Origin of the sequence: Knoellia sp. S7-12, assembly GCF_040518285.1 — a bacterium.
Lineage (GTDB): Bacteria > Actinomycetota > Actinomycetes > Actinomycetales > Dermatophilaceae > Knoellia.
This window is the reverse complement of record NZ_CP155449.1, coordinates 1,865,445-1,886,274: the sequence shown is the minus strand read 5'-3', so window position 1 is coordinate 1,886,274 and position 20,830 is coordinate 1,865,445. Positions and strand designations below refer to the sequence as shown.

Annotated in this window: 20 protein-coding genes and 1 rRNA gene; 2 read left to right on the top strand and 19 right to left on the bottom strand. The window is 68.7% G+C overall.

From position 1 onward, the window contains the following. Nucleotides 1–20: 20 nt before the first annotated feature. Both V6K52_RS09105 and V6K52_RS09100 read left to right on the top strand, forming a co-directional pair. A complete protein-coding gene (locus V6K52_RS09105) occupies nucleotides 21–851 on the top strand; it encodes an alpha/beta hydrolase (protein WP_353953540.1) in 831 nt (276 codons plus the stop codon). Next, nucleotides 848–1,627, top strand: a complete 780-nt coding sequence (locus tag V6K52_RS09100) for a GNAT family N-acetyltransferase (RefSeq protein ID WP_353953539.1) — start codon at nucleotides 848–850, stop codon at nucleotides 1,625–1,627. Before V6K52_RS09105 ends, V6K52_RS09100 begins: the two co-directional genes overlap by 4 nt. Nucleotides 1,628–1,630: 3 nt before the next feature. Here V6K52_RS09100 and V6K52_RS09095 read toward each other — a convergent pair whose 3' ends face one another. The 19 genes from V6K52_RS09095 to rrf all read right to left on the bottom strand — a co-directional run bounded on the left by V6K52_RS09095 (nucleotide 1,631) and on the right by rrf (nucleotide 20,760). Next, on the bottom strand, nucleotides 1,631–2,641 hold the full coding sequence (locus tag V6K52_RS09095) for a GTP pyrophosphokinase (RefSeq protein ID WP_353953752.1): 1,011 nt from the start codon (nucleotides 2,639–2,641) through the stop codon (nucleotides 1,631–1,633). 5 nt (nucleotides 2,642–2,646) lie between these two features. Then, nucleotides 2,647–3,291, bottom strand: coding sequence for an HAD-IA family hydrolase (locus V6K52_RS09090; RefSeq protein WP_353953538.1), 645 nt, complete (start codon nucleotides 3,289–3,291; stop codon nucleotides 2,647–2,649). A 1-nt stretch (nucleotide 3,292) separates the two neighbouring features. Next, a complete protein-coding gene (aspS, locus tag V6K52_RS09085) occupies nucleotides 3,293–5,116 on the bottom strand; it encodes an aspartate--tRNA ligase (protein WP_353953537.1) in 1,824 nt (607 codons plus the stop codon). 139 nt (nucleotides 5,117–5,255) lie between these two features. After that, entirely contained in the window at nucleotides 5,256–5,555 is a 300-nt protein-coding gene (locus V6K52_RS09080) for a YchJ family metal-binding protein (protein ID WP_353953751.1), read from the bottom strand. Between the two features lie 110 nt (nucleotides 5,556–5,665). Beyond that, a complete protein-coding gene (locus V6K52_RS09075) occupies nucleotides 5,666–6,310 on the bottom strand; it encodes an NUDIX hydrolase (protein ID WP_353953536.1) in 645 nt (214 codons plus the stop codon). Further along, nucleotides 6,307–8,016, bottom strand: coding sequence for a CTP synthase (locus V6K52_RS09070; protein WP_353953535.1), 1,710 nt, complete (start codon nucleotides 8,014–8,016; stop codon nucleotides 6,307–6,309). The genes V6K52_RS09075 and V6K52_RS09070 overlap by 4 nt, the downstream gene beginning before the upstream one ends. A gap of 73 nt (nucleotides 8,017–8,089) precedes the next feature. Beyond that, nucleotides 8,090–9,172: a glycosyltransferase family 4 protein gene (locus V6K52_RS09065; protein WP_353953534.1), complete on the bottom strand. Its 1,083-nt coding sequence runs from the start codon at nucleotides 9,170–9,172 to the stop codon at nucleotides 8,090–8,092. Continuing rightward, nucleotides 9,169–10,797, bottom strand: a complete 1,629-nt coding sequence (locus V6K52_RS09060; RefSeq protein WP_353953533.1) for a lipid II flippase MurJ — start codon at nucleotides 10,795–10,797, stop codon at nucleotides 9,169–9,171. Before V6K52_RS09060 ends, V6K52_RS09065 begins: the two co-directional genes overlap by 4 nt. Beyond that, nucleotides 10,794–11,612, bottom strand: a complete 819-nt coding sequence (locus tag V6K52_RS09055) for a hypothetical protein (protein ID WP_353953532.1) — start codon at nucleotides 11,610–11,612, stop codon at nucleotides 10,794–10,796. Before V6K52_RS09055 ends, V6K52_RS09060 begins: the two co-directional genes overlap by 4 nt. Next, nucleotides 11,609–12,562: a copper transporter gene (locus tag V6K52_RS09050; protein WP_353953531.1), complete on the bottom strand. Its 954-nt coding sequence runs from the start codon at nucleotides 12,560–12,562 to the stop codon at nucleotides 11,609–11,611. Before V6K52_RS09050 ends, V6K52_RS09055 begins: the two co-directional genes overlap by 4 nt. Beyond that, complete coding sequence (steA, locus tag V6K52_RS09045) at nucleotides 12,559–13,740, bottom strand: putative cytokinetic ring protein SteA (RefSeq protein WP_353953530.1); 1,182 nt, start codon at nucleotides 13,738–13,740, stop codon at nucleotides 12,559–12,561. The genes V6K52_RS09050 and steA overlap by 4 nt, the downstream gene beginning before the upstream one ends. A gap of 51 nt (nucleotides 13,741–13,791) precedes the next feature. Next, nucleotides 13,792–15,501 (bottom strand): DNA repair protein RecN, encoded by a 1,710-nt coding sequence (gene recN / locus V6K52_RS09040; protein WP_353953529.1) that lies wholly within the window; start codon nucleotides 15,499–15,501, stop codon nucleotides 13,792–13,794. A 9-nt stretch (nucleotides 15,502–15,510) separates the two neighbouring features. After that, nucleotides 15,511–16,479, bottom strand: coding sequence for an NAD kinase (locus V6K52_RS09035; RefSeq protein WP_353953528.1), 969 nt, complete (start codon nucleotides 16,477–16,479; stop codon nucleotides 15,511–15,513). Next, complete coding sequence (locus tag V6K52_RS09030; protein ID WP_353953750.1) at nucleotides 16,476–17,279, bottom strand: TlyA family RNA methyltransferase; 804 nt, start codon at nucleotides 17,277–17,279, stop codon at nucleotides 16,476–16,478. The genes V6K52_RS09035 and V6K52_RS09030 overlap by 4 nt, the downstream gene beginning before the upstream one ends. A 1-nt stretch (nucleotide 17,280) precedes the next feature. Then, nucleotides 17,281–17,604 (bottom strand): hypothetical protein, encoded by a 324-nt coding sequence (locus V6K52_RS09025; RefSeq protein ID WP_353953527.1) that lies wholly within the window; start codon nucleotides 17,602–17,604, stop codon nucleotides 17,281–17,283. After that, nucleotides 17,601–18,509 (bottom strand): hypothetical protein, encoded by a 909-nt coding sequence (locus V6K52_RS09020; protein ID WP_353953526.1) that lies wholly within the window; start codon nucleotides 18,507–18,509, stop codon nucleotides 17,601–17,603. The genes V6K52_RS09025 and V6K52_RS09020 overlap by 4 nt, the downstream gene beginning before the upstream one ends. Before the next feature lie 67 nt (nucleotides 18,510–18,576). Continuing rightward, a complete protein-coding gene (locus tag V6K52_RS09015) occupies nucleotides 18,577–19,497 on the bottom strand; it encodes an HAD-IIA family hydrolase (RefSeq protein ID WP_353953525.1) in 921 nt (306 codons plus the stop codon). Then, the gene (locus V6K52_RS09010; protein WP_353953524.1) at nucleotides 19,494–20,510 is read right to left on the bottom strand and encodes a hypothetical protein; all 1,017 of its coding nucleotides are present in this window, start codon (nucleotides 20,508–20,510) and stop codon (nucleotides 19,494–19,496) included. The genes V6K52_RS09015 and V6K52_RS09010 overlap by 4 nt, the downstream gene beginning before the upstream one ends. Nucleotides 20,511–20,643: 133 nt before the next feature. Then, nucleotides 20,644–20,760, bottom strand: a 5S ribosomal RNA gene (gene rrf / locus V6K52_RS09005). Nucleotides 20,761–20,830: the final 70 nt, after the last annotated feature.

The window sequence follows — 20,830 nt, the reverse complement described above, 5'->3', positions numbered from 1 at the left end:
CCCTTCTCGAAAGGTGAACCATGACCGACACTCCCTTGACGACACCGACATCACCGACGCTGCACCACGAGGACACCGGCGGCGAGGGACGACCCGTCGTCCTCATCCACGGATGGCCGTTGTCCGGAGCCTCCTGGAAGGACACCGTCCCGGCGCTCACCGCGGCAGGACTGCGCGTCATCACCTACGACCGGCGCGGTTTCGGCCAGTCGGCCCCGGCACCAGATGGCGACTACGACTACGACACGCTCACGGCGGATCTGGCGGGGCTCATCGAGTCGCTCGACCTGCGAGACGTCTCGCTCGTCGGGTTCTCCATGGGCGGCGGAGAGGTCGCGCGCTATGTCGGCAACCACGGTGAGGAGCGACTGCGCAGCATCGCCTTCGCCGCAGCGATCCCCCCGTGGCTCCTCAAGAGCGACGACAACCCTGACGGCGGCCTCCCCCGAGCCGAGGCCGAGAAGATGCAGGCCGGTCTGCGCGCAGACCGCGAGGGCTTCCTCGACGAGTTCACCACGAACTTCTTCAGCGCAGACGGCGAGCTCAAGGTCACTGAGGACCAGCGCGTCGAGGCTGCGGCACTGGCGGCCCAGGCCGACCTCGACGCCGCTGTCACGTGCATCGCGTCGTGGCTCGAGGACTTCAGCAGCGACCTCGCCAAGGTCACCGTGCCCACCCTTGTCATCCACGGCGACTCCGACGCGATCGTCCCGTTCGAGGCCTCCGGGCAGCGCACCCACGAGCAGGTCGCGGGCAGCGAGCTGGTCATCATCAAGGACGGCCCCCACGGGGTCAACGTCAGCCACACCGACGAGTTCAACGCGGCGCTGGTGCGCTTCCTGACTGCGTGAGCCCAACCCCTGTTGACGTCGAGCGCCTCTCCTCACGAGAGGCGCTCGTCGTCGCGAGCGGGGGCCACCCCGTCATCCGCTACGACACGGGCGCCGGACTTCTCCTTCCTTCGTTGGGTCTCACCGGGACGTCAGCCGTGGCGTGGGCCCAGACGTGGCCCGACGAGCGCAGGGGTGTGCAGCTCCTCGGGAGTCATGACGAGCTCGCTGCTCTGCTCGCCTCCCCGTCGTTCCCGGAATGGTTCACGGAGCACGACCCGGTCCATGTCACTGCACCACGCGATTCCTATGCAGCGGTCGACGGCGTCCTTCCGGTGCGCGGCGGCAACACGTGGGACTGGATGTGGACGGTGACACCATCGGCGACGCTGCCGGCCGAGGCCCGAGTGGAGCGGATCCTCGACGACGAGCGAGACGCCCTCGTCGAGTTCCTCCGACTCCACAACCCCACCACTCACGCGACCCCGTTCGCCCGGCCGACACAGCAGTGGGTGGTCGTTCGAGACGACTCCGGCCTGCTCATCGGCTCCGGGTGCTCCGAGCCGGGCAACGCCAGGATTCCCCTGCTCGGGGGGATCACCGTGGACACAGCGCATCGTGGCCGTGGGCTGGGAGCCGCCATCACGGCATACCTGACCCGCGAAGCGATCGAACGGACGGGTGCGTCGTCGCTCGGAGTCTTCGAGGACAACCCGCTGGCCCGCAGACTCTATGAGCGCCTCGGCTACCGGGTCGGCCTGTCCGCTCGCACACGATTTGTCATGCGTCGCCGTTGACCGTCAGGACTGGGTGGCGCGCACCTTGTCGAGACGCGCGGTGAGCGACTCAATGCGGTGCGAGTTGCCGTGGAGGCCGATGTAGCGAGGCCCGAACACCGCGAGCAGGGCGTCGTCGAGCCGGCGCACGGCACCGGCCGGATAGCGATAGTCCATCCGCTCGTTGATCCCCTGCGCATCGATCGAGCCGAGCAATCCCGCGAGTTCATCAAGTGAGGTGATGCCGAGCTCGAGGAGGAGACCCGAGATCCACGAGTAGTGGTCGGTGCGCGACCACCCCGCGTCCTGGTACTGAGCCGACAGGAAGGCCGCAAGGTCGGTCCCGCTGATGCGCGGGTCGTCGTCCGCCACCCCGGGATCGACTTCACCGACGCTGGCCTGCAGACGGTCACGGATGGCCGTGAACTCACGGTCGGCCAGCTCCAGCAGCCCTGCGGCGAGCGTGAATCGGCGATCGAGATCGGGCACGTCCGCCGCAGGGACGGACCCCTTGTAGCGCACGTCGTGCTCGAACTCGGCCCAAGCGTGCTGCAGGATCGTGCGCACCTGGACGGACGCGGAGCGACCACGAAGATGCTTGTATGCCGGGTCGTCCTCCTCGCCATCCAAGGTCACCAGGAGGTGCCGGCTGGCATAGCCGAAACGGCCCTCGCTCGCGGTCTCCTGACCGAGGTCGCGGTCATCCAGGACGCTGAACTCGCCGGAGAGGAGCTCCGCGACAGCGGCCACATCGCCGTGCAGGTAGGTGACGACGCGCACCCCGATCTGGTCGGTGATCTCGGTGAGCGGGTCCGTGTAGGCCGGCTCACCGTCGATCCGGCGAGCGGCCTTGACCGCGAACGAGCCGACACTCTTGGCCCGGCCAGTGACACTCACGTAGTTGATGCCGGCGTCGTCGAGCATGGCCGTGATCATCGTCGCGAAGTCGTCCGCCACCGGTCGAAGCCCGGGCTGCTGGGCGGCATACAGCTTGATGGCCTGGCGCACGACGTCGCCGTCGGCGGTGTCGGACATCGCGCTCACGCCCGCCACCCCAGCGCACTCCGCAGGCCGGCGACCCCGGAAGCCGGGTCGTGGTGCACTGCCCGGATGCCGAACTCGAGGGCAGAGGCAACGTTGGCGCGGTTGTCGTCGACGAACCCGACCTCGTCGGCCCGGACGTCGAGTGCGTCCAGCACCCGCTCGAAATAGGCGGGCTCGGGCTTCATGGCCCCCAGGTCGCAGGAGTAGAAGGAGCGGGAGAACACGTCGTCGTAGCCGAATCGGTGGCGAAGATATGCCTTGCGGTGGTCCTGTTGGTTCGTCGCGAGCACGCAGGTCACTCCCCAGGCAGCGACCTCGCGCACGAGCTCGATGGCTTCGTCGTCCGCGTCAACCTGCTCCCACAGCTGCAACAGGTCGTCGACCCCCGCGCGGACGTCGGGCCATGAGACGAGCAGCTGGGCCAGGGCGTCGCGGAACGGGACCTCTCCGCGCAGGGCAGGCAGCTCGGCGGCAAAGAGTGCCTGACCGAAACCCGGCCCGCCCCACGCTTCGAGCCGCGGCGCCCACTCGTGCTGCGGGTGCTGCAGGACTCCGTCGGCGTCCCAGAGCAGGACCGAGACCGGCCGCGCCGGATCGAGGGGCCGGTCGACGACGGTGTCGATGTCGGCGCGGGCGGTCATGTCAGGCCTGCTCCGGCGTCTTCGGCTGGGCGCCGTTCGACTCACCCTTGGGCTCCGGCTTGGCGTCGACGCCGGCTTCCTTGCGCTGCTCCGAGGTGATCGGTGCCGGCGCCGCGGTCAGGGGGTCGTACCCACCACCGGACTTGGGGAAGGCGATGACATCGCGGATCGACTCGGTCCCGGCGAGCAGCGAGACGATGCGGTCCCACCCGAAGGCGATCCCGCCGTGCGGTGGGGCACCGAACGCGAAGGCGTCGAGCAGGAAGCCGAACTTCTCCTGGGCTTCCTCGTCCGACAGGCCCATGACCTTGAAGACGCGCTCCTGGATGTCACGGCGGTGGATACGGATCGACCCGCCACCGATCTCGTTGCCGTTGCAGACCATGTCGTAGGCGTAGGCGAGGGCCGGACCGGGGTCGGTGTCGAACGTCTCGAGGAACTCGGCCTTCGGGGACGTGAAGGCGTGGTGGACAGCGGTCCACGCTCCCCCACCGACAGCGACGTCACCAGCCGCGACGGCCTCGGACGCGGGCTCGAACAGTGGTGCGTCAAGGACCCAGAGGAAGGACCACGCGCTCTGGTCGATGAGTTCGCAGCGCTTGCCGATCTCGAGGCGAGCAGCGCCGAGCAGGGCACGCGAGGATTTTGTCGGCCCCGCGGCGAAGAAGACGCAGTCGCCGGGCTGGGCGCCGACGTGAGCGGCGAGCCCGGCCTTCTCGTCGTCGGACAGGTTCTTGGCCACCGGTCCGCCCAGTTCGCCGTCCTCCTGAACGAGCACATAGGCGAGGCCCTTGGCGCCCCGGCTCTTGGCCCAGTCCTGCCACGCGTCGAGCTGCTTGCGAGGCTGGCTCGCACCCCCGGGCATGACGACGGCCCCGACGTACTCGGCCTGGAAGACGCGGAAGGGCGTCTCCTTGAAGTAGTCGGTGCACTCGACGAGCTCGTTGCCGAAACGCAGGTCAGGCTTGTCCGAGCCGAACCGGCGCATCGCGTCGGCATAGGTCATCTGCTCGAACGGTGCGTCGAGCTCGACGCCGATGAGCTGCCAGACGGCCTTGACGATGGCCTCACCGAGCTCGAGCACGTCGGCCTGCTCGACGAAGGACATCTCGATGTCGAGCTGGGTGAACTCCGGCTGACGGTCGGCGCGGAAGTCCTCGTCGCGGTAGCAGCGGGCGATCTGGTAGTAACGCTCCATGCCGGCGACCATGAGCAGCTGCTTGAACAGCTGCGGGCTCTGCGGCAGGGCATACCAGGAGCCGGGGGCCAGACGCGCGGGCACGAGGAAGTCGCGGGCACCCTCAGGGGTCGAACGGGTCAGCGTCGGCGTCTCGATCTCGACAAAGTCGCGCCCACCGAGCACCTCACGGGCGGCGGCGTTCACCTTGGACCGCAGACGCAGGGCTGCGCCGGCCGACGACGCACCCGGGCGACGCAGGTCGAGATAGCGGTGCTTGAGGCGGGCCTCCTCACCGACGGTGACGCGCTCGTCGATCTGGAAGGGCAGCGGCGCACTCGGCGCGAGCACCTCGATGTCGGTGGCCACGACCTCGATGGCGCCGGTCGGCAGCTCCGAGTTGACGTTGGCTTCGGTGCGCGCGACGACTTCGCCGGTCACCTTGATGCAGAACTCAGCCCTCAGGTCGTGAGCTGCTCCGGTGAGGACCTCGTCGCGTGCGACGACCTGGACGACTCCGCTGGCATCGCGCAGGTCGATGAACGCCACGCCTCCGTGATCGCGACGCTTGCCAACCCAGCCGGTGAGCGTGACGGTCTGGGTGGTGTGGTCGGCGCGCAGAGTGCCGGCCTCATGGGTGCGGAGCACGAGGGGTCCTGTCGGTTCGGGGGTGGATGAACTCCGTCATCCTACGGAGTCGCGCCCACCTCACACGAACCGCATTTCCGGTCTGCCGTCCGCTCACGACGTGACGAAGGGCCGCGCCTCACGCGCTGCTCCATGCGAATCACGTCGTGAGATCCACACCATCGCGATAGAACCAGCGGCCCGCTCGTCGCAGGAAGGTGCTTCTCTCACGCAGCACACCGTTCTGCCGTGTGCGCCCCTCGCCCGAGCGCCAGTGCGCGGCGAACTCGACGGTTCCTTCGACGTCATCGCCCGAGGACGTGATGATCTCGAGCCCGACCCACTCGAGCGAGCCATCGAGGTCCACGTCCGCTGGCCGCGTCGCGGGGTGCCAGGTGCGAAACACGTGGTCACTGTGGCCGATTGCGTATGCCGTGTAGCGCGATCGCATGACCGTCACCGGAGTCGGCGGCCAGGCCTCACCGGCCAGGAACGGACCGCAGCAGGCGGACAACGCCGCGCCTTCGGGCTGCCCTCCACACGGACACCGGTGGTCACCGGATGCGGTGATCACGTCCGCGCCGCCCCTCCCGGACCTTGGGGCCACGGGGCGTCGTGCGGCCTCAACGCGTCCCAATTCCCCTGTTTCGCAACGTGAGCCGCGAGCACGGCAGACACGAGGATGCCGTTCTGGAGGCGGCCCTCGAGCACCGCTTCGACTGCGTCATCGAGCGCAACCCAGGCAAGCGGCATACCGTGCTCTTCTGCTTCGCGGGAATGACGTTCGGACTCGGCGACGAGGGAGACGTCGCGTGCGAGATAGACCCGGATCGCCTCGTCGAGTCCGCCCGGTGACGGTCGGAGGTCGACGAGGACATCGAGACGCCCGGCGACGAGGTCGGCCTCCTCGTGCAGCTCACGGGCGGCCGCCTCCCAGGCCGGCTCACCCGGCACGTCGAGCAGCCCCGCCGGGATCTCCCACTCGCGGGTGCGGATGGGATGGCGATACTGCTGGATGAGGCAGATGCGTCCCTCGTCGTCGAGAGCGAGCACGGCAACGGCACCGGGGTGACGGACGTACTCACGCACGTGGCGCCCCGCGTCCCCCAGGTCGACCTCGTCGCGGACGACGTCCCACACGCGCCCGGCCATGACGACCTCGGAGTGCGTCACCGTCTGCGGGTCGAACTCGTCGCAGAACCGATCCGCGGTCACATGACCTCGGCGTCGGCGCTGACCTTGGGTCGTTCGACCTCGACGAGCCGCGCGGACCGCTGCTCCTCGATCGCGGCCCCGATGAGGCCGGCGAAGAGTGGGTGCGCCCGGGTCGGACGGGATTTGAACTCTGGGTGGGCCTGCGTGGCGACGTAGTAGGGGTGCTCCTCGCGCGCCAGCTCGACGAACTCGACGAGTCCGAGCTCGGGGTGCGTGCCCGAGATGACGAGACCCGCGTCCTCGATCCGGGACCGGTAGGAGTCGTTGACCTCGTAGCGGTGACGGTGGCGCTCGTCGGCGCTCAGGCCGCCATAGACCTCGGCAACGACCGAGCCCTTGCGAAGGTCGGCGCGCTGCGAACCCAGACGCATCGTCCCGCCGAGGTCACCGGCACCCTCGACGAACGCCTTCTGCTCCTCGATGGTCGCGATGACCGGTGCCGGAGTCTCGGGGTCGAACTCGGTCGAGCTCGCGCCCTCGATCCCGGCAACGTTGCGGGCGTACTCGATGACCATGCACTGGAGGCCGAGGCAGATGCCGAGCGTGGGGACGCGGTGGGTGCGCGCCCAGGTCAACGCTCCGAGCTTGCCCTCGATGCCGCGGACCCCGAAGCCTCCGGGGACGAGGACGGCGTCAACTCCACCGAGTGCTTTCTGGGCACCAGCAGCGGTCTGGCACTCGTCGCTCGCGACCCAGCGGATCTTGACCTTGGCGTCGTGATGGAAGCCACCTGCGCGCAGCGCCTCGGTGACCGAGAGGTAGGCATCGGGCAGGTCGATGTACTTGCCGACGAGGGCGACCTCGACCTCGTGCTCGGGGTTGTGGACCCGACCGAGCAGCTTGTCCCAGTCGGTCCAGTCGACGTCGCGGAAGATGAGCGACAGCCGTCGGATGACGTAGGCGTCGAGGCCCTCGCGGTGCAGGACCTTGGGGATGTCATAGATGCTCGGGGCGTCGACGCAGGCAGCGACGCCGTCCGTGTCGACGTCGCACATCAGCGAGATCTTGCGCTTGATCGACTCCGGGATTTCCCGATCGGCCCTCAGCACAAGGGCATCGGGCTGGATGCCGACCTGGCGCAGGGCAGCCACGGAGTGCTGCGTCGGCTTCGTCTTGAGCTCACCGCTCGGCGCGAGATAGGGCACGAGCGAGACGTGGAGGAAGAAGACCTTGTCACGACCGAGGTCGTGTCGCACCTGGCGGGCGGCCTCGAGGAAGGGCAGCGACTCGATGTCACCGACGGTCCCACCGATCTCGGTGATGATGACGTCGGGGGCCTCGCGGTCATCGACGTCCGGCGCGCCGGCCGCTTGGGCCCGCATGCGCTCTTTGATCTCGTTGGTGATGTGCGGGATGACCTGGACGGTGTCGCCGAGGTACTCACCACGCCGCTCCTTGGCGATGACCTTGTTGTAGACCTGACCGGTCGTGACATTGGCCTTGCCGATGAGGTTGCGGTCGAGGAAGCGCTCGTAGTGCCCCACATCGAGGTCCGTCTCGGCACCGTCATCGGTGACAAAGACCTCACCGTGCTGGAACGGGTTCATCGTCCCGGGGTCCACGTTGAGATAGGGGTCGAGCTTCTGCATCGTCACGCGCAAACCGCGTGCCCCGAGCAGGAATCCGAGGCTGGATGCCGTGAGGCCCTTGCCGAGCGAAGAGGCAACGCCTCCGGTTACGAAGATGTGTTTCGTCTGGGCCACCACGGGCTTCAACACTACGTCATGACGGCGGTCGTGCGCGCCATGCCTGGTGACGACGCGCTGATGAGCGCGCTGATCACAGGACCGACCGGTATGCCGTGAGCGCAGCTTCCAGCGCGTCGGCACTCGTGGGCAGCTCGGCTCCGCGACCGATGGCTCGGGAGCGAAGGTCGTCGCGCACCGCGCCGTGCAGCAGGACGTCGGCGAGCGCGCGCGCCATCGAGGCAACGTCACCCACCGGCACGAGGATCGCTGCGTCACCGACGACGGCGCCGGTGCCACCGGCATCGGTCGCGACAATGGCGGCACCGGAGTGGAGGGCCTCCTGGAGCCCGACGGGCTGCCCTTCCCACCTTGCAGTCGAGACGACGGCGTCTGCAGCGGCAATGAGGTCGGCGACGTCGGTGCGGTGGCCGAGGAGCCGAACCGGCACCCTGGTGTCATCGATGCGGAGCTGGAGTCGCTCGCGGTCGGGCCCGTCGCCAGCCACTGCGGCGAGCACGGCGATGTCGTGACGTCCGAGCATCTCTGCGACGGCATCGATGAGGAGGTCGAGGTCCTTCTGCGGAGCGAGCCGGGCCACCGTGACGAGGAGCATGGTGCGCGCGTCCATGCCGAGATCGCGACGCACGGCATAGCGGTCACGGGTGACGGCGGCAGGTGGCGGTGCGGCGATGACGGCGAGCTCGGAGCGTTTGGCATCAAGACGCAGCTGATCCTTGACGATGTCGGCCGAGACACCGAGGACGAGGTCGGCACCGCGGGCCACGACCCGCTCGAGGACGGCGTGGACGCGCCCGGCAAACCCACCCCCAGGTGACGCGTTGTGGATCGTCACGACGAGGGGGGTGGCGACACCGACGAGGGCCAGGGTGGCCAGCGCCCCGACCCTGGCTCCATGGGCATGGACGACGTCCGCTCCCCCGCACACCTCCCGCAGGGTGGCGAGAGCTCTGGCATCACCCCTGGGCTGTGGACGGTCCCTGACGGTGAGTTCGACCGTCGCGGCGCCCGCTCCGGCGAAGTCGAACTGGTCCAGCTCGCCCGCGGGTGCGAGCACGACGACGTCGTGACCGGCCCCGACGAGTCCGTGGACAAGGTCGTGGACGTGACGCCCGGTCCCCCCGGCGCTCGTCCCCATCACGAGAGCAATCCTCATGTCCCTGCTCCTCCCCTGCGCCGAGTCCTGACGCGATCGACTACCTCTCTCATCATCTCCCTGTCGGCGAACCAGAGGACGACGAGCCCTGCCAGGAGTGCCGCCAGCCCGGCGCTGAGGCCGGTCAGCACCACCTCGGCAAAATCGTCGAGGTCGCGACCGCGCGTCACGGCGCCACCCGTGGCCAGGCCCGCCGCCGCCGTCACGACGAGGACGCCGGCGGTGCGAGCCACCCCAGCCACGGCCTCCGGCCCCCACTCGCGGCGAACCAGCATGAGCAGCAGCACGGCGGACAGGGTCATCCCGAGCGAGGACGCGACGCCGAGTGCGCCCAGCGTTGCTCCGGGACCCTGGTCCGGCCCGACGACGACGATCGGCAGGAGGGCCACGAGCCACCCAGCGGCGACGGCGAGGGCCGCGTGCATGGGGCGCCCTCGGACGTAGAGGGCCCGGGTCAGCAGCGCGCTCAGACCGAATCCGACCAACCCCGGCGCATAAGCCGTGAGGGCGCCCGACATGGCCGAAAGCGCCACGGGACTGGCGCCTTCGGCACCGCGTCGGGCGTCGAGCAGCTCGAAGAAGGCGCCCACGGCCGGAGCTGCAGCGAGAAGCGCCCCCACGGCCAGACCGGTCAGCACGAGGACCCCTCCGAGTGCCCTAGCCAGAGTGGAGCTGACCTCACGCCCGGCGCCCGCGCCGGCCGCCAGGGCAGGAAAGGTGCTCGTGGCCACGGGAACGGCGAGGACGGCATAAGGAAGCAGGTAGATCGCCTGGACGTAGCCGTAGACGGGGAACGCACCGCGGTCCCCTGAGTGGTTCGTCAGCCACATCGTCGCGAGCACGGCAGCCTGCTGGGCGAGGAGCGCCAGAACACCCGCGCCGGCGAGACTGCCGATGCGGCGCGCGTCGTCGGCCGGCAGGCGGAAAGACGGACGCCAGCGCCAGCCAGTCCGAAGGGCGGGGATCACCAGGGGTAGCGACAGAGCCACCACCCCGAGGGTCGTTCCCCAGCCCAGGACCACAAGCGCGGATCCACTGACGAGTGAGGGTGAGGTCTCGCCGCCGGTGAGCTGGCCGTACCAGAGGTAGGACCCCAGCACGACGATCGAGGAGAGCAGAGGTGCAAGGGCGGCCATGAGGAAGCGGCGGTGGGCCTGGAGGAGCCCGGCGAGAATGATGCCGACCCCGTAGAGAGGCACTTGAACCGCGAAGATGCGCAGGAGCGTGGCTCCAACCTCGTGGGCACGTGGATCGAAGTCCTTGATCATGAGACCGGATAGGGCAGGGGCGGCAAGGAAGAGCACGATGGCGGCCGGCACGAGGGTGGCCAAGGCCCAGGTGAGCAGGACTGACGCAACGCGATCGGCGTGGTCGCGGTCGCCCACGCCGAGCCGACTGGCGATGAGGGGCACGGCAACCGCGGCGAGGATCCCACCGGCCGCGACCTCGAACAGCACGTTGGGGAGAGCGTTGACGGTCTGATAGATCTCGCCGACGCCCTTGGCGCGCACGGCATCGGCGAAGACGAAGATCCGCCCGACGCCGGCGATGCGCGAGAACAGCGTCATCACGGCAATGAGCCCTGCAGCACCGGCGATGCCGGCTGCGGCCCGACGCGCGTTCACGAGGTCGGTCGGCCGAGAGCGTCGATGCGTCGAAGCACCTCGTTGCCCTCGATGACCTTGCTGAACGAGACCTTCTCGGACAGGACCGTGAGAGCAGCGGTGACGATCAGGACCCCGAGTCGCCCCCGCAGCCCGGTGCGTTCGACGAGCGCGAGGCCGACCATGGCTCCGGCGGCGTTGGCTCCGGTGTCGCCAAGCATCGACTCGCCCCGCAGGTCGCCAGGCAGGGTGCCGACAGCGGCGCCCAGGGCAGCTGCTGCGGTGGCCGCGCCGTTCGCGCCTAGCGGGAAAAGCAGCGGAACGGCGCCGAGGGTGGCGACCTTGAGAGTTCGCCCGGGGCGAAGGTCGAAGAGGTTGGCGAGGTTGGCCGAACCGGCGATGGCCGCGCCGCCGACCAGAGTCGTGAGGAGCCCGCGGTCTGTGCGTCGGTCGGCGAGGGCGGCGGCGACGAGCCCGGTCGCCGCCAGACCAACGATTTTGATCGCACCGGTCGTCACCTCGCCGTGCGCCAGCGCTCCGAGGTGGCCCTTGAGTCCCTTGCTCGAGGAGTCCCCCGCGAGGTCGTCCAGGGCTCCGAAGGCTCCAGCCCCCAGGCTGGTCACGACACCCGCGGCCGAAGGGGCGCCAGCCGCAGCCGCACCGACAGCCGCGGCAACGGCATACACCGGTCCTTCAAGGAGGGTCACGGTCCGGCCTGCGTGGTTGGTGCGGTCCCACCGCGCGCGCAGGTGTGCGGGCACGTGGTGGCGCGCAAGCATGGCGCCACCTGCCGCCGCGGCCGCCACGACGGCACCCACGAGCGGTCGTCGGGTCATGGCGCCGGGATCGGCGGGTAGCCGGCCGAGACGCCGTCGCCGAGGCCGTACTGGCCAACGCCCCCGGAGAGCTGCTGAACCAGCGCATAGACGACGCTGACCTGGCCGAGCGAGAGGCTGATGTCGTCGACGGTGGAAAGAGCGCCGGCCGTGGTGGCGTCACTGCGCGCGGCACGGACCACTGAGGCGCCGCCGGCGAAGCCACTCACGCCGATGTCCTCCGTGAGGACGGCTCCCTGGCCCGCACGGTCCAGCGCCGCGGCGAGCGATGCCAGACGTGTCGCCTCACGGTCTCGGTCCGCAGCAACATCACCCTTGACCGGGGCGGCGACCACGACGGCGGTGCTGGCCCGGACGAGGTCGGCGCTGTCCACATCGATGAGCTTGGCGCTGGCGAGCGCGTCGATGGCTGCCTTGTTTGCGTCGTTGGCGGCTGCCGCGTCGGGCGCCACGAGCGAGGTGGCGAGCACGTCGTCGAGCGGACTCGTGTCGGACTCGGCTGCCGCAGGCAGGCCAAGTGCACGCCGTTGGTCCGTCGCCAACTGGGCCAACTCCTTCGTTGCCTCGGCGTCCTGGGGAACCCACGCGTCCTCGACCGTCGTGCGCGACACCACGGACGCCCCCGAGGCGGCCAACGTGTCGCTCACAGCGTTGACATCATCGGCGTCGGCCTCGGGCAACACGATGAGTGCCACCCTGGTGTTGTTCAGTGTGCCGCCGACAAGCCGGGCTCGTGCGGCCTCGGTGAACTCATCGCGCGTCTCGCCCGCCTTGCGGGCTGTCTCGAGTTCGGTGCGCAACGCGGCACGGTCCTCGCGCAACTGGGTGACCTCTTGGGTGAGGGTGTCGCCGATCTGTCCTTGGAGCGGACCCGCACCGAGGACGATGCCGACAGCCAGCGCCATGAAGACCGAGACGATCGAGACGAGGTGATAGCGGAAGTCGATCACGTGAAGATTCCTCCGAGTGCGGACCAGAGATCGTCGAGGCGGGCACCCAGGACTTGCAGCAACACCTTGCCTCCGGGGGAGGCCCAGAGCGCGGCGGCCAACGCGCACAGGCCAACGAGAACGAGAAGGAGGAGCCAGGTTCCCGAGATGCGTGAGCGATAGAGACGACTCACACCCTTGGCGTCGACGAGTTTGCCGCCGACGCGCAACCGGGTGAGGAACGTGCTGGCCATGCCCGAGCGTCCCTTGTCGAGGAACTCGATGAGGGTGGCGTGGGTTCCGACGGCGACGATGAGGGTCGCGCCCTTGTCGTCGGCGAGCAGCATCGCGACGTCCTCGCTCGTGCCGGTGGCGGGGAAGACGACCGGTTCGACCCCCAGATCACGCACGCGCTCCAGGCCGGGCGCGCGGCCGTCACGGTAGGCGTGGACCACGACCTCGGCGCCGGACCTCAGCGTCGCGTCGGAGACGGAGTCCATGTCGCCGACGATGAGGTCCGGCTTGTGGCGGGCCTCGACGATGGCGTCTGCTCCCCCATCGACGCCGATGAGGATCGGTTTGAACTCGCGGATGTAGGACCGAAGCATCTTCAGGTCCTCCTTGTAGTGGTACCCGCGGACCACGATGAGGACGTGGCGACCGTCGAGATCGGTCTGGATGTCGGGGACGCCCACACCGTCGAGGAGCAGGGCACGTTCCTGCTTGAGATACTCCATCGTGTTGGCGGCGAACGCCTCGAGCTGATCGTTGAGCCCAGCTCGTGCATCGGCCATCGACGCTGTCACCAAGGCCTCGTCGAGAGCCTGACCCGTGGCGACGACCCGGTCGCCGGCCATGAGGTTCGCGCCGTCGAGATGGACACGGGTGCCATCGGTGACCTTCATCGCCTCGTCACCGACCGCATCGAGCAACGGGATGCCCGCCGCGAGCAGGATCTCGGGTCCGAGGTTGGGATATCGCCCAGAGATCGACGTCGCTGCGTTGACGACCGCGGCGGGACGACAGGCCACCAGCGCCTCAGCGCTCACCCGGTCGATGTCGACATGGTTGATGACGGCGATGTCGCCGGGCTTGAGGCGCTTGGTCAGGTCCTTGGTCCGTGGGTCCACGCGGGCAGGGCCGCTGACGCCGGCAGGTCCGGGGTCGCGTTCGCGGCGGAGGCGGGTCGTGAAGGGCATCCAGCACATCGTGCCACGCGCAACCCTCAGGGCCGCAGAGGGCGCGGCCGGTCAGGCGTCGGCGCTTTGTCCGAGGTCGGCGAGCAGGTCCCGGGCGTGTTCCAGGGCCGCGTCGCTCACACCGCCTGCCATCATTCGGGCGAGCTCGCTGACCCGTTCCTCCCCCGTGACCCGGCGAACACCGCTGCGAGTCACTTGACCGTCGTCGGCCTTGGACACGACGAGATGGTGATCAGCGTGCGCGGCCACCTGGGCCAGGTGCGTCACGACGATCACCTGCGCGCTCGTCGCGAGAGCAGCCAGTCGGGCTCCGACATCGAGAGCAGCCCGCCCGCCGACGCCGGAATCCACCTCATCGAAGACGAAGGTCGGCACTGAGCTCGTGGTGTCGGAGGTGGCCGTCGCGACCTCGATCGCGAGCATCACCCGCGAGAGCTCACCACCGGAGGCCGCCTTGCTGACGCTGCGTGGCGTGCTCCCGACGTTGGCCGCCAACCCGATCTCGACCTCATCGCCGCCGTGCGGACCGAGCCGACCTGCCTCGTCGACCGCGACGACAACCGTGGCCGAACCCATGGCCAAGTGACTCAGCTCGTCGCCGATGCGCGCCGACAAGGTTTTGGCTGCCTTGCGCCGAGCGGTGGAGAGCTTCTTCGCCGAGGCGACCCGGTCTGCCTCGAGGGCTCCCACCTCCTTCTCGAGCACGTCGATCCGGTCATCGTCGCCCTCGAGCTCCAGCACGCGCCTGGACGCGGTCGCACTCCATGCGATGACGTCCTCGATCGTCTCGCCATAGCTGCGCGTGAGGTCCGTGAGCTGCGACCGGCGCTCCTGGACGAACTCGAGTCGGCCGGGGTCCAGGTCGATATCCGCGACGTAGCTGGAGAGGTCGGACGCAAGATCGGTGATGAGGTGCGTGACCTCGTTGAGGCGGCGCTCCAGGTCCGCGAGCGCGGGGTCATTGGCGCTCACCTGACTCATGGACGACCTCGCCGAAGCCAGGGCACCCATCACCCCACCGTCAGCGCCACCAGAAGCGTCGTCGTCACCAGCCAGGAGCAAATGCGCCTCACTCGAACCGCGACGCAATTCCTCTGCGTGTGCCAGCCGTTCGTCCTCGACGCGGAGGTCTGCGTCTTCACCAGCGACCGGCTCCACCGCGGCGATGCGTTCCAGTCCTCGATGCAGCAGGTCGAGCTCCTGGGCGCGTTCGCGCGCGGCAGCGCGCAACGACTCGAGTTCCGCGAGAGCCGAGGCGTGTGCGGCATACGCCTCGTTGTATGCCGTCCGCACACCTGCCACCGGACGACCACCGAACGCGTCGAGCAGTTCGCGGTGCTCCTCCGGGCGCCTCAACCGCCATTGATCTGCTTGTCCATGGACAGCGACGAGGTGTTCGCCCAGTTCGCTGAGCACCCCGACGGGTGCGCTGCGGCCTCCGACGTGGGCGCGCGAGCGACCCTCACCGCTCACGGTGCGGACCAGCACCAAACTCTCATCGACGTCTCCGCCGGCCTCTGCGGCTCGAAGTTTTGCCGGGTGATCGGCTGCCACGTCGAAGACGCCCTCGATGACAGCGCGACCGGATCCCTCGCGGACCAGACCGGAGTCAGAGCGCGATCCAAGCAGCAGCCCGAGGCTTGTGACGACCATCGTCTTGCCTGCACCGGTCTCACCGGTGAGCACGGTCAGCCCCGGCCCGAACTCGATGATCGACTCATCGATGATGCCGACGTCTTTGATCCTGATCTCTTGTAGCACTGGTCCCGGTCAGCCCGTCTCGGTGCCGGATTCGGCGTCGGACTCGGTGCCGGAACCCATCGCGGACTCGCTCGCGCGGCGAGCAGCACCACGCCAGCCGTGCACCGAGAGGTCGAACTTCTCGACGAGACGGTCGGTGAAGGGCGACGCGGCAAAGCGCGCGAGTCGCACGGAGTCGGCGCTGCGATGCACCTGGATGCGCGCGCCGGGAGGAAGGTCGATGGCTCGGCGACCGTCGCACCAGACGACGCCCCCGCCTTCGGTTCGCGGCACGACCTCGACGGCCAGCTGACTGTCGGGCCCGACGACGAGGGGCCGCGCAAAGAGGGCGTGGGCGCTGATGGGGACGAGCAGCATGGCCTCGACATCGGGCCAGACGACCGGACCACCGGCCGAGAACGCGTAGGCGGTCGATCCCGTGGGGGTGGCCATGACGACGCCGTCGCAGCCCCACGTCGAGAGCGGGCGACCGTCGATCTCGACGGTGAGCTCGATCATCCGCTCACGCGACGCCTTCTCGACCGTCACCTCGTTGAGGGCCCAGCTCTTGAAGACGGTCTGACCGTCGTGCATCGCGACGACCTCGAGGGTCATGCGCTCCTCGACGGTGTATTGCCTCGAGACGATGCGCTCCACCGTGACGTCGAGGTCGTCTCGCTCCACCTCGGCGAGGAATCCGACGTGGCCAAAGTTGACCCCGAGCAGCGGGACGCCCGAACCCCGGGACAGCTCGGCCGCGCGCAGGATGGATCCGTCTCCGCCGAGGATGCAGACGAGCTCGCAGCCGTGGGTCGGATCGGCAGGGTCGGCACTGATGAGGTCGGGGGCGTCCTCGAGCGGGGTGCCTCGCATCTCATCGCTGATGACCGCGACGGCCACGCCCGCTGCCTTGAGGCGCTTGACCACGCCGAGCGCGTGGTCGTGGACCTCGGGACGGTTGGGGTGGACCACAAGAAGGATGCGGCGAGACTCGCTCACGCTCGAACCTCCTTGCTCAGCTCACGGACTGCGGCAGTCACCGCACCGTGGTCCATCGTGCCCGAGACCCCTGACCGAGCCCACATGAGGTACTCGGTGTTGCCCCCTCCACCGTGGATCGGGCTGCGCATGAGCCCGTGGACTCCGAGGCCAGCGGCCTGCGCTGCAGCCACGACGTCAGTGAGCGCCCGCCGCCGCTGCCGCGGATCGGTGACGATGCCGTTCTTGCTCAAGCGACCACGCCCCACCTCGAACTGCGGCTTGACGAGCAGCACGACGTCACCGCCGGGGTTGGTGAGTCGTGACATCGGCTCGAGGACGAGCGTCAGCGAGATGAAGGAGAGGTCCCCGACCACGACGTCGAAGGTGCCGATCTGCTCAGGTTCCACGTCGCGGATCGAGGTGCGACTGCGCTCGGTGACCCGCGGGTCGGCGCGCAGCTCGGCGACGAGCTGGTCACGGCCCACGTCGAGTGCCACCACATGACTGGCGCCGCGGGCCAGCAGGACCTGGGTGAACCCGCCAGTCGAGGCTCCGACGTCAAGGCAGCTGCGCCCCGAGGCCGTGAGGCCGTGAGGCTCCCAGACGGTGAAGGCGTGGTCGAGCTTGTGCGCTGCCCGACCGACCCATCGCGGGCTGTCGGACGAGACCTCGACCGTGCTCCCCTCATCCGTGACGGTCGCCGGCTTGCGCGCAACCTTCCCGTCCACGGTCACGAGCCCGGCTTCGACGAGTTCCCTCGCCTCCCCCCGTGAGCGCGCGAGCCCGCGGCGCACGAGCTCGGCGTCGAGCCGAGCGATGTCAGCCTCCGAGGTCGCTGAGTCGACCCTGCAGGGTGCGCTGCACCTGCTCGCCGCGCTCGATCTGCGCGTCGAGGTCGTCGGCAGGGGCATCGGCGAGGTCGCGCAACGAGGCGTCGATGACGAGGTCACCAGTCTCGGGCGCTCCCCCGACTTCGGGTTGCGGCTCGGACGGCGGCTCGGATCCGGACTCGGGAGATGTGTCGTCCGCTCCTGCGGACTCGGCCCGAGGTGACGCCGACGTCTCCGTGTCGTGGAGGGTCTCGTCGACGTCAGTCACCTCGAACCGGTCCGATTCGGACGGCTGAGAAACCTGTTCGCTCACGCGCCGCCCACCGACGGGGTCGCGGACGAGGCGGAGGGGGAGGTGGTCTTCGACGCCGTGGTGGCAGTGGAGGTCTTCTTGGCGGGCGTCGCCGTCGTAGCCTTCGTGGCCGGAGTTGCCTTCTTGGCGGCTGTCGTCTTCGCGGGCGCAGCCTTCTTGGCGGCTGTCGTCTTCGCGGGCGCAGCCTTCTTGGCGGCTGTCGTCTTCGCGGGCGCAGCCTTCTTGGCGGCTGTCGTCTTCGCGGGCGCAGCCTTCTTGGCGGCTGTCGTCTTGGCCGTCGACACCTTCTTGGCCGGGGCCTTGGTCGCTGTCTTCGTGGCCGTGGCGGCCTTCTTGGCAGGCGTGGCCTTGGCAGCAGACTTCTTCGCGACCGAGGTGTCTGGAGCGGACTTCTTCGCCGTGGACACCTTCTTGGCCGGTGCCTTCTTGGCGGTCCTCTTCAGGGCCGAGCGGGCCGGTCGTCGGCTCGGTGCCGCGGCCGTTGCGGTGTTGCGGGCTGCGTCGCCGGCAGAGTCAACGACCTTGACAGCGCCGGTGGCCGCGCCGGACGCGGTCTTCATCGAGCGGCCGGAGACCGACGAGGCCAACTCTTCGACCTGACCGCGCAACGTGTGGACCGTGTCCGTGACGTTGGAGATCTCCTTCTGGAGGCTTCCCACGTCGAGACGACCTACGGCCTTGTCGACCTCGGAGCGCACGAGTGCCACCAGGCTCTTGCGGTTGGACTTCGCAGCGGCGATGAGGTCATCGGCCAACTGGCTCGCCTGCTTCGTGACCTTCTTCGGCGACAGGTCTGCGTTGGTGAGGGAGACGAGTTCGGCGGCTGCCTCCTTGGCAGCACCCTTGGTCATCTCGCCCAGCCCTGAGGCGAGCTCGACGTATCCCTGGATCGACCGCTTGGCCATGGTTCCTCCTGTGGTTCGTGGTGGTTCTCGCCCACGCTACTCGGCGAGTGGAGTCCGTAGCGGCCCGTCAGTCACTCAGCGAGTCACTCAGCGCGGCAAGTTCCGGCGGCAAGACCCTGGTGCTGCCAGCGTCGACCTGCTCGTGATCGCGGATCTCCCACTCCGCGCGCAACAGCTCTGAGGTCCGCTCCAGCTCATCAATCTCGACAAGAAGGGCGCGCAGGTCCGGTGCCATCCATGTCGGGCGGGCCTGCGGAGGAGCTGCGACGGCGTCACTGACACCGTGCACGCCCGTCAGCACCAACAGCGAGTCCATCCCCGCTTGATGCGCACCTTCGATGTCGGTCTCGAGCCGATCACCAATGGCCAGAACCCGATTCGGCGCAACGCCCAGGCGCTCGGCGCACATGAGATACAGCGGTTCGTCGGGCTTTCCAGCGACCAGTTCGGGTCCTCGGCCCACTGCCGCGCCCACCGCCAGGACCAACGCACCGTTGCCCGGGGCAAAGCCGTCTGCCGTCGGCAACGTGTGATCGGTGTTGGTCGCCAACCAGAGCGCCCCGCGTTGCACGGCGTATGCCGCCTGCGCCAGATCCGTCGCGCTCACGTCGGGGCCGTAGCCCTGGACGACAGCTGCAGGGCGGTCGTCAATCGAAGTGACGGGGACGAAACCGCTCTCTCGCAGCGCCTGCGCCACACCCTCTCCTCCGATGGCGAGCACCGCGGCGCCTGGCTCGAGGTGCCGCGTGAGAACCCATGCGGCCGCTTGACTACTCGTGGCCACGGAGTCGTCGGTGATGTCGAGGCCCAGACGACGTAGGTGGTCAGCCACCTGTCGTGGCGGTCGCGAAGCGTTGTTGGTTGCGAACTGGATGGGGATCCCCGCCGCGGACAGCGCTTCCACGGCATGTGGCACCGCGGGGTCGCCTCGATAGACGACACCATCGAGATCGCAGACGATCGCGTCGTAGCGATCAACGAGCCTCACTCGTTGACCTCGTCCTCCTCGTCGGCACCCCCGAGGAGATCGGTGGTGCTCACCCCGTCCAGTTCCTCAAGGCGCTCAACGGCGTCGGTCTCGTACTCGACGTCGGCGTCCGCCGCTTTCTCGAACCAGTCACGGGCTTCTGCCACGCGTCCCAAGCCAAGCAGCGTGTCCGCATAGGCGTAGGCCAAACGCGGCTGGTTCGACTTCTTGAGCTCGGGGATCTGCAACGCGACCAGAGCGGCGTCGGTCTGACCGAGGTCGCGTCGAATGCCGCTGATGACGATGGCCAGCTCGACGCGCTCTTCCTTGGGAAGCCTCTTGGCCTCCGGGGATTGGGCCAGGTCCAGGGCGCGCTCATGACGCCCGAGTCCACGTTCGCAGTCGACCATGAGCGGAATGAGGTGATCCGAGCCGCTGATACGTCGCACGGTGCGGAACTCACCGAGAGCACGGGCAAAGTCGCCAGAACGGTAGGCCACCATGCCAAGAGCTTCGCGAGCCGCGGGAACACGGCCGGCCCGGCGTACGGCCGTCTCGGCGTGCGCCATGGCATTTTCGATCTCGTCGGCCTCGAGGAGTGCAGCGACCATCACCAAGTGCTGGGCCACGCCCTCTGCGTTCTCCTTGCTCAGGGTGCGCAACTGCTGGTGCACCGAACGGTCCAACTCGTTGCCGGTGACGCCGTCCGGGATACGGGGTTCCGGTCGACGCGCGGTCTTTGGCGCGAGCCGGGGTCCGCCACGCTGCTCTCTGTCGCGCTCCGCACCACCGCGGGTGGGACGCCCGCCGTCGCGGCGGTCATCATTGCCCGAGCTGCGCGAACCGCGGTCATCGCGTCGAGCAGCAGGCGGACCATCACGACGGTCTTCGCGCCCACGGTCAGGCCGGTCGCCACTGCGTGGGGCGCGGCCGCTGGCGTCTCGTCCTCTGGAGCCGCCGTCGCGATCGGACCCGCCACGACGCGAGTCATCACGCCCGCCGTCTCGGCGTGGTCCACGGTTCTCGTCGGTCATGAATACCCTCCAGGCAGGTCAGGCGGCGCTAGCCGCATCGAGCACGTGCAGTCTATGGGGCCGTGCGTGGGAACGCACAGACCCGCAAATGAGAAATGGCCCGCCATAGTGGCGGGCCATTTCTTGAATGTTTGTCCGGCTGCGTCCTACTCTCCCACACCGTCACCAGTGCAGTACCATCGGCGCTGAAGGGCTTAGCTTCCGGGTTCGGAATGGAGCCGGGCGTTTCCCCTTCGCTATGACAGCCGAAACTCTATGGAGATGTGGTTGTTCTTCCCCCCGTTTGTCACGCACCGGGTTTCACCCTTTGTGGGGGTGGT

Excerpts from the sequence above, each read along its gene's own strand:
- V6K52_RS09105 (WP_353953540.1), top strand. The coding sequence starts at position 21 with ATGACCGACACTCCCTTGACGACACCGACATCACCGACGCTGCACCAC.
- V6K52_RS09055 (WP_353953532.1), bottom strand. The coding sequence starts at position 11,612 with ATGACCCGACGACCGCTCGTGGGTGCCGTCGTGGCGGCCGCGGCGGCA.
- V6K52_RS09065 (WP_353953534.1), bottom strand. The coding sequence starts at position 9,172 with ATGAGGATTGCTCTCGTGATGGGGACGAGCGCCGGGGGGACCGGGCGT.
- steA (WP_353953530.1), bottom strand. The coding sequence starts at position 13,740 with ATGCCCTTCACGACCCGCCTCCGCCGCGAACGCGACCCCGGACCTGCC.
- V6K52_RS09095 (WP_353953752.1), bottom strand. The coding sequence starts at position 2,641 with ATGTCCGACACCGCCGACGGCGACGTCGTGCGCCAGGCCATCAAGCTG.
- V6K52_RS09090 (WP_353953538.1), bottom strand. The coding sequence starts at position 3,291 with ATGACCGCCCGCGCCGACATCGACACCGTCGTCGACCGGCCCCTCGAT.
- V6K52_RS09020 (WP_353953526.1), bottom strand. The coding sequence starts at position 18,509 with ATGGCCAAGCGGTCGATCCAGGGATACGTCGAGCTCGCCTCAGGGCTG.
- V6K52_RS09010 (WP_353953524.1), bottom strand. The coding sequence starts at position 20,510 with ATGACCGACGAGAACCGTGGACCACGCCGAGACGGCGGGCGTGATGAC.